This window comes from Paenibacillus terrae (genome assembly GCF_005217525.1).
GTDB classification, from domain to species: Bacteria; Bacillota; Bacilli; order Paenibacillales; family Paenibacillaceae; genus Paenibacillus; species Paenibacillus terrae_C.
Map to the genome: position 1 here is coordinate 507,497 of NZ_PNXQ01000005.1, position 12,026 is coordinate 519,522.

Annotated in this window: 12 protein-coding genes and 1 pseudogene; all 13 read right to left on the reverse strand. The window is 50.4% G+C overall.

Going from position 1 to position 12,026, the window contains the following annotated elements; all coding sequences use genetic code 11:
* Window positions 1-414, reverse strand: a pseudogene (locus C1I60_RS25275) (histidine kinase); the annotation flags it as partial.
* 364 nt (window positions 415-778) lie between these two features.
* On the reverse strand, window positions 779-1,546 hold the full coding sequence (locus tag C1I60_RS05495) for an amino acid ABC transporter ATP-binding protein (RefSeq protein WP_137061011.1): 768 nt from the start codon (window positions 1,544-1,546) through the stop codon (window positions 779-781).
* Between the two features lie 4 nt (window positions 1,547-1,550).
* Window positions 1,551-2,267 carry an amino acid ABC transporter permease gene (locus C1I60_RS05500; protein ID WP_044646437.1) on the reverse strand — a complete coding sequence of 239 codons (717 nt, stop codon included), beginning with the start codon at window positions 2,265-2,267 and terminating at the stop codon, window positions 1,551-1,553.
* A gap of 30 nt (window positions 2,268-2,297) precedes the next feature.
* Window positions 2,298-3,107: a transporter substrate-binding domain-containing protein gene (locus C1I60_RS05505; RefSeq protein ID WP_137060824.1), complete on the reverse strand. Its 810-nt coding sequence runs from the start codon at window positions 3,105-3,107 to the stop codon at window positions 2,298-2,300.
* A gap of 140 nt (window positions 3,108-3,247) precedes the next feature.
* A complete protein-coding gene (nikE, locus tag C1I60_RS05510; RefSeq protein WP_137060825.1) occupies window positions 3,248-4,057 on the reverse strand; it encodes a nickel import ATP-binding protein NikE in 810 nt (269 codons plus the stop codon).
* Between the two features lie 37 nt (window positions 4,058-4,094).
* On the reverse strand, window positions 4,095-4,925 hold the full coding sequence (gene nikD, locus C1I60_RS05515) for a nickel import ATP-binding protein NikD (RefSeq protein ID WP_137060826.1): 831 nt from the start codon (window positions 4,923-4,925) through the stop codon (window positions 4,095-4,097).
* Window positions 4,926-4,945: 20 nt separating this feature from the next.
* Window positions 4,946-5,776 (reverse strand): nickel ABC transporter permease subunit NikC, encoded by an 831-nt coding sequence (nikC, locus tag C1I60_RS05520; RefSeq protein WP_137060827.1) that lies wholly within the window; start codon window positions 5,774-5,776, stop codon window positions 4,946-4,948.
* Entirely contained in the window at window positions 5,776-6,720 is a 945-nt protein-coding gene (nikB, locus tag C1I60_RS05525; protein ID WP_137060828.1) for a nickel ABC transporter permease subunit NikB, read from the reverse strand. The genes nikC (C1I60_RS05520) and nikB (C1I60_RS05525) overlap by 1 nt, the downstream gene beginning before the upstream one ends.
* Window positions 6,721-6,766: 46 nt before the next feature.
* A complete protein-coding gene (gene nikA / locus C1I60_RS05530; protein ID WP_137060829.1) occupies window positions 6,767-8,392 on the reverse strand; it encodes a nickel ABC transporter substrate-binding protein in 1,626 nt (541 codons plus the stop codon).
* 142 nt (window positions 8,393-8,534) lie between these two features.
* Window positions 8,535-9,314, reverse strand: a complete 780-nt coding sequence (locus C1I60_RS05535; protein WP_137060830.1) for an ABC transporter ATP-binding protein — start codon at window positions 9,312-9,314, stop codon at window positions 8,535-8,537.
* Window positions 9,311-10,267, reverse strand: a complete 957-nt coding sequence (locus tag C1I60_RS05540) for an ATP-binding cassette domain-containing protein (RefSeq protein WP_137060831.1) — start codon at window positions 10,265-10,267, stop codon at window positions 9,311-9,313. The genes C1I60_RS05535 and C1I60_RS05540 overlap by 4 nt, the downstream gene beginning before the upstream one ends.
* Window positions 10,264-11,079, reverse strand: a complete 816-nt coding sequence (gene nikC, locus C1I60_RS05545) for a nickel transporter permease (RefSeq protein ID WP_137060832.1) — start codon at window positions 11,077-11,079, stop codon at window positions 10,264-10,266. Before nikC (C1I60_RS05545) ends, C1I60_RS05540 begins: the two co-directional genes overlap by 4 nt.
* Window positions 11,080-11,094: 15 nt before the next feature.
* Complete coding sequence (gene nikB, locus C1I60_RS05550) at window positions 11,095-12,024, reverse strand: nickel ABC transporter permease (RefSeq protein WP_137060833.1); 930 nt, start codon at window positions 12,022-12,024, stop codon at window positions 11,095-11,097.
* Window positions 12,025-12,026 lie beyond the last annotated feature (2 nt).

Below are 12,026 nucleotides of genomic sequence, written 5' to 3' on the forward strand. Positions count from 1 at the left end.
TAAACCTAAAACTTCATCCGTATCTTTAATCAGCACTTTCAACCGGTACGTACCGTACCCTGTTCGGTTCATACCGCCATTCGCTGATTTTCCTTTCCAGGTGCCAGGTACGGATAAATATGAGACCTCCGCACGCGTCCCTTCGCGAAAATCGACAGGCTCCAGTAATTCACCTTCATAAAATTCCCACTCTCCATCTAGGTTGACCCATCCCTGCTTGTGAAAATCCCAATTCGACAAATCCAGCACTCCCCGCTTCGCAGGCGGTATGTCCTGATTCGGTAGCGTTTGGGAATAAATAGCGACGAACAACACAATAGAAAGTGAAAAAATCAGACCGATTCCGATGGCCTCACGATATTGCCCCCTTTTGATACATAGCTCCCCCTCGGAATTCATTTCAACACTTTTCATTCTATACATTACGTACTTCACAAAAAATCACAAGACTGATTTAAGTGAAATTGGAAATAAGCGTGGGTGAGTACACAATTTATTTTACAGACTCTATGTGTACAAGCACGGATGGCTCAGTCATCTTTGAGGTTCAGCATGTAAAAGAAAAAGCAACCATCACAGAGGAAAGTCTGCGACAACTGCTTTCTGGCTTTCAGGACCACATCTCCATCCAAAATCTTCCCGAGATCAAGAAGAAGTTCATCGACAGCTATGTAGAAAAGCTGATCGTCTACCAAGAGCATGTAGAAGTCATCTTTAATCTACAAGTTGTGGATTTGTACGATGGAGGCGAACCTTGTTGTACCCCGTTCCACGTATTTTACGAAGATACCGGTTGCTCCTGTGGCGCTCTCTGTACCAACGCTTTGCCCAGGAATTGTCGTGTCCGTTCTTCCTTCGGATTGGTGAAAAACTGCTCCACCGGGCCTTGCTCCACGATCACGCCATGCTCCATCAGCACGACCCGATCCGCGACATCCCTCGCAAAGCCAAGCTCATGCGTGACGATAATCATCGTATTGCCTTCACTCGCTACCTTTTGAATGACCGACAGCACTTCATCCACCAGTTCGGGGTCGAGTGAGGACGTTGGTTCGTCGAACAGCAACACTTGCGGATTCAGTGCCAAAGCGCGAGCAATCGCAACACGCTGCTGCTGTCCACCCGAAAGCTGGGCAGGGTAGTAGGTCATGCGATCCTTCAACCCTACCTTTTCCAGAATGCCTTCACTGATCTCCCTCGCCTGCTTGCGGTCCAGCTTTTTGACACTGGTCAGGCCGATCATGACATTGTGGAGGGCATTCAGGTTTTTGAACAGTTGATATTGCTGAAATACCATTGCTGTTGCTGTACGCAGTCCGAGAATGTCCTTTTTCCCCGCCTTGGCTGCATCCACCTTCACAGCGTCGATCTCAATGACACCGCTGGTCGGCTGCTCCAAAAAATTAATGCTGCGCAACAATGTGGACTTGCCCGATCCGCTAGGCCCCAGAATAACCACGACTTCTCCTTTGCCTACGGTTAGGTCTATACCCTTCAACACATGATGCTGTCCAAAGTGCTTATGAATTTGATGAAGTTGAATCATGTCCTTACTCACTTCTTTCGTAAATTCGAATACGCTTCTCCAGCACGACAAGCCCACGCTCAATAATGATGCACACCAGCCAGTAGATCAGGGACACCGCAACGTATACCTCAAAAAAGGCCAGCGCACGTGCTCCCATAATTTTGGCCTGTCCCATCATATCGACGACACCAATCATAAAGATAAAAGATGTATCCTTCACCGTACTAATCAGCGTGTTCCCCAAATTGGGCAAAGCCACTGTCAATGCCTGTGGCAGCACAATTTTGAGCATAATCTGCGTTTGACTCATCCCGATGGAATTAGCAGCCTCAAACTGCCCCCGGTCCACTGAATGAATGGCCGCTCTGAACGTCTCCGACAGATACCCACCGAGGTTCAACGAAAATGACAGCAATGCGAACAGCTCGGGTGGAATCACATAGACATTGAATTGCTGCAAGAATCCATATTCGCTCTGAAAATAATACAAAAACTTAGGTATTCCATAATATACGAGGAACAGCTGCACGATGAGCGGCGTTCCCCGAATGTACGAGACATACAGCGTAGACAATTGCGCCAATACAGGCACCTTGTATATACGAATTAAGGCCGTAGCCAACCCGATGATCGAGCCCAGCAGCATGGACAATAATGCAATCCACAGTGTGACGGGGAGATACTCCACGATCTGGGGAAGACTTTTCAGCATATAATCAAGGTCAAACAGCTTTTCCATAGGAACCCCACTCTACCCTTTACGTTGTTGTTACTGAGGAATAAATTCTCCGCCTGTCCATTGTTCAGACAGCTTTTTCAGCGTTCCGTCCGTTTTAAGCTCTTTAATAATCGGGTCGAGTTTAGCTTTCAGCTCTTCACCCTGCTTATCCTTTTTGAACACCAGGTTAATGTTGTCACTTTGCACCGGATCGCCCACAGCTTCCACCTGCAAATCTTCTTTCTTAATCGTTGCCGCCACCATCACCGGATCATTCACATAGGCATCCACCCGGCCGTTTTGCACGTCCTGAAGGTTGTCGGACGAAGTGCCTGTATCATTGTATTTCAAAATAATTTTGTTGCCGTTCTTCGCATTGTACTGTTCCAGCAATTGTGTGTAGGAATCGCCTACCGAGGCGGCTACCTTTTTGCCTTCCAAATCCTTGAGGGAATGAATATCGGTTCTACCTTTTTTCACAACAATGACGGATTGTGCCTGAAAGTAGGATTCATCCGAGAACAAATATTTTTGCTCGCGCTCGGGATTTTTGGCAACCTCGTCTGCCACTACCTGAATTTTGTTCGAATCCAGCGCGAGGAATATCGCATCCCAGCCCGAAGGTACAAACTCAAACTTGTAGCCGTCCAGCTTCTTGTCTATTTCCTTAATTACCTCCACATCGTATCCGGTCAGCTCATTTTTATCATTCACAAAAGCAAACGGCGGGTAGTCATTTTGTGTGCCAACATAGATCACCTTATCCCCCGACGCCACTTCCTTAGAGGAGCATCCGCTCAAAGCTCCGGTCAGTAACACAAGAGATAGGCCAATCGCTGCAACAAAAGCAGATTTCTTCATATGTGATACCCCTTCTTAATCCAAGTAATTTACTATGATTTTATATTATAACGGGTTATTCAAATAATACAACAAGTAAATTTGATTTCAATTACTTATCTATATGTTGCACAAAAAAAAGGACCCTTGCGGGTCAACTCTCATACATGAAGTGAAAGACGGTCTGCTGGATGTTCCGGCAATATGGACGAGATCAACCGTTGCACAGCCGGATGAGCGGATTTAAAAATCTGGTCCTTCTCGTCACAGCGCTCGATCAATCTCCCCTGCTCCATCACAGCAAAGCCATCACAGACGGCGTAAGCCGCCCGAATATCATGCGTGATGAATAGATACGACAATCCAAACAAGGATTTCAGCTCTCCTAGCAGGGATAAAATGTGCATCTGGTGAACCATATCCAGGCTACTGACGGACTCATCCAGCACGATGAGCTTGGGCTTGAGTGCAATCGCCCGTGCAATGTTGATTCGCTGCAATTGTCCCCCGCTAAACTGATGCGGATATTTATTCCGATCCTCCGGCTTGAGACCGACCCGCTCCAGCAGGTGCTCGACCGTTCTCTTTTGCTCCTTCACCGATAACCGCTCGTAATTGTCCAGAGGCTCCCCGATAATCTGTCCAGCGGTCATCCGGGGATTTACGGCCGAATAACAGTCCTGAAATACGACCTGCATATCCCGTCGCAGCCCCCTGCGGGCTTGTGTGCTTCCATTATAAATGTCCTGCCCCTGGAACAGCACCTGACCCTCCTGCGGCTTCTCCAGCCCCAGAATGACCTTGCCCAGCGTGCTTTTACCCGCTCCGCTGGTTCCAAGCAAGCCCAGGCAAAATCCGCTCTCTATGGTAAGCGAAATGTCTGCCAGCACAGGGGAGCGTGGTTTGGAGCGGCCCAACCATTTGCGCCTTCCATAGCTATGAGTTACTTCCTTCACTTGTAGCACGCGCATTCGCTCCCCTTTTGAAAGTATAACCGTCCACAGGCGACTACTCGCCTACCCGATTCACGCCCCGTAGGGACAACTTGGGCCTGGCATGCAGCAGCATTTTCGTATAATCATGCTGTGGCTGATCGAACAACTGATGAACCTCCGCCTGCTCAACGATACGTCCCCGCTGCATGACAGCCACTTCATCCGCCATTTGGGATATGACGCCCAGATCATGCGAGATCAGCAAAATGGAAGTGTCGTATTCCGTACGCAAGCGATTCAGCTCTCTTAGCACCTGTAGCTGATTAACGACATCGAGCGCCGTCGTTGGTTCATCTGCAATCACCACCGCTGGCCGCAGGCACATAGAAATGGCAATCATGACCCGTTGCAGCATTCCTCCGCTGAGCTGAAATGAATAACGCTTCATCAGCTTGGCCGGGTTGGGCAGATTCATGTTTTCCAAAGCCGATATGGCAAGGTCGCGGGCCTGTCGTGTGGTCAATCCGGTGTGCGTGCGGATCGTTTCCATAAACTGAGACCCAATCGTATACACCGGCGTAAAGGCGCTCATTGGATTTTGCATAATAAACGCGATTTCTTTGCCCCGAATACGCCGTATCTCTTCTGAAGCCATTCCATTCAGCTCGCGCCCGTTCAGACGGACACTGCCTTCCACGTCCATCGTCTGGCGATCCAGCAACTGGAGCAGCGCGTTACAGGTTACGGTTTTGCCGCTTCCACTCTCGCCGACAAGACCAAGAACTTGTCCCTTTTTCAGCTCAAAATGGATCGGCTCCAGCAGAGACACCGCCCCTGCATCGGTTTTGAGCTTCACCTGCAAGCCGCTGACCTCCAGCACCTTCGACTTCGCCCCGTCGTCCATCGTTGTTCTCACTCCTGTTTTTACTGACGTTTGGCAATTCCGTATCGGTCGGACAGCGCCTCCCCCAATATATTGAAGGCCATTACCACCACCAGAATCATGACGCCTGGATAGATCATTAATTCCGGATGACTGCGGATGTATCCCGTTCCTTCATGGATCATCGCTCCCCATTCGGGGGTCGGCGGCTGGATGCCCAGACCGAGGAAAGACAACGCCGAAATATCCATGATCGCCCAGCCCATTTCCAGCGTACCTATGACCACAATCGGCCGCAGTACATTCGGAATGATATGCCGCCGGATAATGGCTCCTGAGGAGGACCCGCTAATCCTTGCGGCAGCTATAAAATTCCGCTCTTTCAGACTGACGACCATATTGCGGCACATTCTGGCATAATACACCCACTGCACCATCATCAAGGCGAGCAGTACCTGCATGAGACCCGGCCCAAAAATACCGACAATACCCAACACAAGTACCAGATTCGGGAACGCCATAATGCCTTCGCAAAACCGCATCAGCACACTATCGACCCAGCCGCCCAAATAACCTGCAACCGATCCGATCACAACACCGATACTAAGCGAGGACAAGAAAATTAATGTCGCAAAACCGAGCGAAATCCGCGCTCCATACAGCAGCCGGGACAGATTGTCCCGACCCAAATGATCGGTTCCCAGCCAATATTCCTTCGAGGGGCCTTGCAGCTTATGCAGTAAATTGACTTTAACCGGATCATGGGGAGCCAGCCACGGGGCCAGCGCCATAATCATAAAAAGAATCAAAAGCACTACAGAGCAGACCACGATCACCTTTTGACCCTTGAACATTGTACGCAACCTTATCATCACTGCTCTGTTCGTCCCTTCGATGAAATTCGGGGATCCATATACAAATGCACCAGATCAACGAGCAAATTGCATACGATGAACAGGCATGCCGCCAAAAACACATAGCATTGTATGACGGGAATATCCCGGTTAAAAATCGCTTCCACAAAATAACGGCCAAACCCGGGCCATGAAAACACCTGCTCGACAATAATCGTTCCGGTCAGCAGCTTGCCCAGATTCATGCCCATACCCGTAATCAGCGGGGCAATGGCAATTTTGAGCACATGCTTGAGCATGATCACCCGTTCACGAATCCCTCTGGTTCTGGCATACTGCACATACGTTTCCTGAAGCTGCTCCAATACACTGGAGCGCAGCAGGCGCGTATATAGAGCAATCAGAACCAGCGACAGGGTCAACGTAGGCAGCACCAGATGCTGCCATGTCCCCCGCCCCTCTACAGGTAGCCAATCCAGCCTCACGGAGAAAAAGAAGATCAGCAGATATCCCAGCCAGAATTGAGGAATAGACGCTCCAAAGTAGGAAATTCCCCGACTAAGCATGTCGATCCAGCCATTTTTACGCATCGCCGCCAGTATGCCCAGCGGGATACTCACCACGATAGATAGCACCATACTGCTCAGCGCCAGTTCGACGGTGGCAGGCAGCCGCGCCTTCACCTCATCCCACACCGGCTTGTTCGTCAGATATGAAGTACCAAAGTCCAGCCGACTGATTCTTTGAAGTGTATGCATATACTGCGTCAGCAAAGGCTGATCCAGCCCGAATTCATGTCTTTTCTGCTCCAGAATTTCAGGAGTTGGATAGATATGAGCAGCCGTCAAATAAGCCTCGGCGGGGTCAACTGGTGAAATATGAATGAGCGCAAAGGTAACGAGGGTGGCAAAGAGAACAATAGGAATGACCGCTACCATTCGCTTCCCGATATAGCTGATCATGAGTTGTCCTCCTATCCTGTAAGCTATCGTTCCCCTTCGGTTTCAACTACTTCCCGATTTCAATTCCCTCAAACGGATTTTCATCACGATTGGCCGGGAATACAAAATTCGTAATCTTTTTCTGATATACTGCGGTTTTCTTAATATACGAAATAGGCACAATGGCAGATTGCTCCTGAAGGGTCGTCAGAATCGAAGCATACAGCTCTTGACGCTTGGTTTCATCAGTCGATGAGAGCGCTTCGTGTACCTGCTGATCCAGATCCTTCTTCATCGGGAGTGCGCTCAGTGTTTCGGAAATCCCGAAGCTCTTCTTGGCAATGACGTTAATAAAGGAATGCGGATCATAAGGCGCACCATAGTTGTACCAGAAGTACAGATCAAACTGATTGGATCTAAGGCGTTTGATTTGAACCGTCAACTCCAGCCCGGTCAGGTTCACCTTGACACCCAGCTCTCCCCATTCCGCCTGAATGGTTTCAGCCATCGCCTTTTGGATCGGATCGGTTTTATCAAAAATCAGCTCAAAGTCCAGCTGTTGTCCGTCCTTCTCTCGTACCGAACCACCTGCGGGCAGCTTCCAGCCAGCCTCATCCAGCAGCGCTTTGGATTTTTCCACATCATAGTCAACGGACTGTAAGTCCACATTGGTATACGGATAGTTTTTGGATAAGACAGTATCCGCTTTTTCCTCCAGCCCCGAGGTCACGCCCTCCACCATCGCCTGCTTGTTAAAACCATGCTGGAGCGCCAGACGTACCCGAAGGTCCGCCAGCTTGGGATTGGACGAATTGAGCAACAGGCTTCTTGTACCGACAGGCTCGGACAGCTTGGTCACATACTTATCTGTGTCGCGAAGCTGCTTGAAAGCATCCAGACTAATGACGCCCTCTCCGTAAATCAGGTCCAGATCGCCTTTCTCAAAGGCCATTACACGTGTTTCCCCATCGGGAATGATTTTTACGATAATTTTATCTACCTTTGGTGCAGTACCCCAATAATTCGGGTTACGCTTAAAGGTTGCATATTCATCTTGCTTGTATTCATCCAGCATCCAAGGCCCTGTACCTACAGGCTTCTTGATGCCTTTGGACGTATCTCCATCGTCCGGAAACCCGGCTTCACCCAGAAAACGGAACGGACGAACAACAGACAAATCCTGTAGCACCGGATAGTATGACTCCTTAAGCGTCATTCGGAAGGTGCTGTCATCTACGGCTTCGGTTTTGTCGAGCACGCCCACCACACCAAGCCAACTGTGCGTTTTCTCATTTTTCATAACAGCGTCAAAATTCTTTTTAACAATAGCCGCGTTAAAAGGTGTTCCGTCAGAAAATTTCACGCCCTTGCGCAGCTTGAACGTATATATTTTGCCGTCCTTGGATATGGTCCAGGATTCAGCCAAAGCAGGCTCCAGCTTGCCTCCTTGCTTGTAACTGACTAACGGCTCATAAATCATGGATTGTGCAAAAAGTTGGGAAGGATTGTATACGTGAGGATTCATCGTACCAATGTCGCGCGGCCATGATAGCGTGATCGACTTTTCATTGGCAGCTCCGTCAGTTGAGGTGGATTCAGGTGTATTCTCCTGCTTCGCGCAGCCCAAAATAACGGATAATAAGAGGAGCGTCACCAACATAAGGGTGGCAGTCTTGCGTTGTCGAACGGACATCAATGGTTTTCCCCTTTTCTATGTACGTGATAATGATTATCATAATCATATTTAGAATAGGTATCACATCCTATTTTGTCAACAAAATTCGAAAAAGAAAGCTCGTTTTTATTTTAAATTTGTAGAATATGAGAGGTATGGCTCATTCCGTCAACGTTTGAAAAAGGGTACGGGTGTATTCATGCCGTAACAGGTTTTCATCCCACTCCTGAAATATCTCCACGATCTCCCCCTGATACATGACGGCAATCCGATCGCAAAACGTGCGGGTGGATTGAAGATCATGGGTGATAAACAGATAGGATAGCTGGCGCTCCACCTGCACTCTTTTGAGCATGTCCAGCACAGAAGATTGCGTTACCATATCGAGATTGGCGACGGATTCGTCGAACAAGATGATTTCCGGCTTCACTGCCAGCGCACGGGCGATGCATACCCGCTGCTTTTGTCCGCCGCTTAGCTGTGATGGGTATTTCTCCAGACAGTCAGCCTCCAGCCCCACCGATTTCAGCAGGGACAGACAGATCTCCAGCGCTTGCGCTTTTCGTTCGGGAAAATAGTTACAAATCGGTTCCTCCAAAATATCTCGGATCATCATTCGGGGATGCAGCGAGGAAGACGAGTCCTGCGTGACCAACTGGATTCGCTTGTACAGATGGATATCCTTCATCCTTCCGGTGTGAATGGGCTGGTCATCCAGCCAAATCTCACCCGAGGTTAACGCCTCCAACCTTAGGATACATTGTGCCAGCGTACTTTTGCCGCTTCCGCTTTCGCCAACCAGTCCGAGGCATTCTCCCCGTTGCAACTCCAGACTCACCTGCTTCACAGCTGCCTGCTCACTATCTTGCTTGTTGAACCAGCCTTTTCTCCGTCTGCGGACAGGAAAGACTTTGGTCACTTGCTTTAATTCCAGTATCATTCGTGCATCCTTCCTTCCGGGCTCATCTCCAGCACACGATCCGCAACACGGCTTACACCCTGACGATCGTGGGAAATCAGCAAAATGGTAAGATCCAAGTCCTCTCTCAACTGCTGGAACAATGCCAGAACCTTGTCCCGGTTGATAACATCCAGCGCCGTCGTAGGCTCATCAGCAATAAAAAGGCGCGGACCGGAGCTTAGCATCGCGGCCAGCAATACCCTTTGACACATCCCTCCGCTTAATTCAAAAGGGTACGAGGATAAAATATGCTCAGGGTCTGCAAACCCGACCTTGCTTAATAAAGAGCACAGATAAGCCTCCTGCGCTTGAGTAGCGTAGCCTCCAGCCATCTGTGCAATCCCGCTCAGCATCTGCCGCATCCGGGGCAGCACGCCCTGTGGGGCGGCTTGCTGCGGTACAGCAAGGGAGGGAGCGGCATCCGCATGCCCCTTCTGCACGGACGGTATCCAGCGCCGCCCGTGCAGTCTAAGCGTGTCCGTCAGTTGGGCACGGACGGTACGGATCGGATTCAACCCGCTCAGCGATTGTTGAATGAGCAGGGCAATGTCCTCACGGCGCAGCCTTTCCCAGCGTCGTTCGTTGAACGGGACGATGTCCTCCCCGTTATAGTACATATGCCCCTGGGTCACGCCGATTCCCGCCCCCAGCATACCCGAGATTGCGTGCGCGGTCAGACTCTTGCCGCATCCACTCGGCCCAGTCAAAGCCACAATTTCCCCTGGATACACAGAAAAGCTGACATCCCGGAGCAGCGGTTGGTTGTCGCTTATCCGTATTATTTTCCCATTCGCACCCGGCTTCCCACCTGCTGCTGCGCCAATACGTGTACCCGCTCCTGTGCCTACGCGGCATATCTCCAGATGTTCCACGTGCAACATTGGCTTGCGCCCTGCCATATTCCCTTTCATATGTCCTGTCCCATCCTTCATTCTGCCGCCCCCTTTTCCGAAAAACGGTCACCGAGAAGCTGGCACGCAAGCACAAACAGCATAATCGCCAAACCCGGAAAAATCATGACATGCGGCGCCACCTGAAAATACGAGGTTGCATCATGCAGCATCACGCCCCATTCCGGCTTAGGCGGCTGTACACCCAGCCCAAGGAAGGAAAGTCCGGCAACCATAAGCACCACTCGCCCGATGTCCCAGACCGCATACACAAGCAGTTGTGGCAGCACTTGTGGCAATACATAACGTCGCAGCACGCGCACATGTGAATTACCGGATAAACGGGCATATCGGACATAGTCCTCCTGACAGGCTTTTTGAACAAGGGTGCGAATATACCGAACATACCCGGCCCACCGTACCGCAATAATCGCTAAGGTCATGTTTACAAAGCCCGGACCCAGGATACCCACAATCGCCACCGTCAAAATGATATCGGGAAAAGCTAGCACGCCGTCAATGACCCGCATGACTAACTGGTCCACACGCCCGCGCACATAGCCAATGAGCAAGCCTATCGGCAAACTGATGCACAGCGTAGCCGCTGTAATCGTACAGGCAATCAATACGCTTGTCCGAATCCCGTAAATCAGCCGCGACAGCACATCCCGCCCCAAATGGTCGGTACCCATAGGATATTCTCGGCTGGGCGGCTCCAGACGCTTCAGGAGATCGACATTGAGAGGATCATGAGGGGCAACCCATGGAGCCAGAAGCCCGAGCAGTCCGATCAGGCCCAGCAGCACTCCTCCTGTCAGTAAGCTCCCTTGGAAGGACAGCCGCATGTTTTTCATTTTCAACTTCCTCCCCTAATGCAAACGCAGCCTGGGATCTACAGCAGCCTGGACCACATCTACCAAACACTGAACACCTACGATTAAAAATGCAGCAAAAATAACATACCCCTGAATCACCGGATAATCCCGCTGCGTAATCGCATCTATAAAATACTTGCCCAAGCCCGGCCATGAAAAAATCGTCTCTACGATAACATTGCCCGCCAGCATAAAAGACAGATTCGTGCCTAACAGCGTGATAATTGGCAAAATCGCATGCTTGAATATCTCAAAAAATAGAATATGGGTGCGAGAAAAGCCTCTGGCCTTCGCCGCCTTCACAAAATTCCGGTCACCCAGCTCCAGCATTTGGGCACGCAGTACACGGGCTTGTACTGCTCCCAAGCCTGCCCCAAGGGTCAGCGCTGGCAGCACCAAATGAGTCCAATCCTCCCGTCCCATGGATGGGAGCCAGCCCAAACGGACAGAGAACAGGTAAATCAGCAGAAAGCCTAGCCAAAAAGAAGGAATGGACGATCCCAGCAGCGCAAACAGCCTTCCCAGACGATCCAGCCAACCGCTGGATTTTACCGAGGCAGCCAGCCCCATCCCAAGAGTCAGCAACGTCATGACGGCAAAGCCCGCCGAAGCCAGTTCCACAGTAGCAGGCAGTCTGTTCCACAGTTCGGTTAGCACCGACTCCTTGGATACATAGGAGGTGCCCCAGTGCCCTGTGAACACATCCCGCAGCCAGTTCACATACTGAATATGGAGCGGCTCGCTCAAGCCCAACTCCTTACGCAGCGCCGTCAACGCCTCCTCAGAGGCAGGCACATTATGCGCGGTGAGCAGAATGGTAGCAGGGTCGCCGGGAGCCAGCCTCATCAGCACAAACGTCAGCGTGGATACAACGAACACAATGATGATCAACTGCGCCACACGTTCCAGAATAAAACGAATCATAG

Excerpts from the sequence above, each read along its gene's own strand:
- C1I60_RS05495 (WP_137061011.1), bottom strand. The coding sequence starts at position 1,546 with ATGATTCAACTTCATCAAATTCATAAGCACTTTGGACAGCATCATGTG.
- C1I60_RS05500 (WP_044646437.1), bottom strand. The coding sequence starts at position 2,267 with ATGGAAAAGCTGTTTGACCTTGATTATATGCTGAAAAGTCTTCCCCAG.
- C1I60_RS05505 (WP_137060824.1), bottom strand. The coding sequence starts at position 3,107 with ATGAAGAAATCTGCTTTTGTTGCAGCGATTGGCCTATCTCTTGTGTTA.
- nikE (WP_137060825.1), bottom strand. The coding sequence starts at position 4,057 with ATGCGCGTGCTACAAGTGAAGGAAGTAACTCATAGCTATGGAAGGCGC.
- nikD (WP_137060826.1), bottom strand. The coding sequence starts at position 4,925 with ATGGACGACGGGGCGAAGTCGAAGGTGCTGGAGGTCAGCGGCTTGCAG.
- nikC (WP_137060827.1), bottom strand. The coding sequence starts at position 5,776 with ATGATAAGGTTGCGTACAATGTTCAAGGGTCAAAAGGTGATCGTGGTC.
- nikB (WP_137060828.1), bottom strand. The coding sequence starts at position 6,720 with ATGATCAGCTATATCGGGAAGCGAATGGTAGCGGTCATTCCTATTGTT.
- nikA (WP_137060829.1), bottom strand. The coding sequence starts at position 8,392 with ATGTCCGTTCGACAACGCAAGACTGCCACCCTTATGTTGGTGACGCTC.
- C1I60_RS05535 (WP_137060830.1), bottom strand. The coding sequence starts at position 9,314 with ATGATACTGGAATTAAAGCAAGTGACCAAAGTCTTTCCTGTCCGCAGA.
- C1I60_RS05540 (WP_137060831.1), bottom strand. The coding sequence starts at position 10,267 with ATGAAGGATGGGACAGGACATATGAAAGGGAATATGGCAGGGCGCAAG.
- nikC (WP_137060832.1), bottom strand. The coding sequence starts at position 11,079 with ATGAAAAACATGCGGCTGTCCTTCCAAGGGAGCTTACTGACAGGAGGA.
- nikB (WP_137060833.1), bottom strand. The coding sequence starts at position 12,024 with ATGATTCGTTTTATTCTGGAACGTGTGGCGCAGTTGATCATCATTGTG.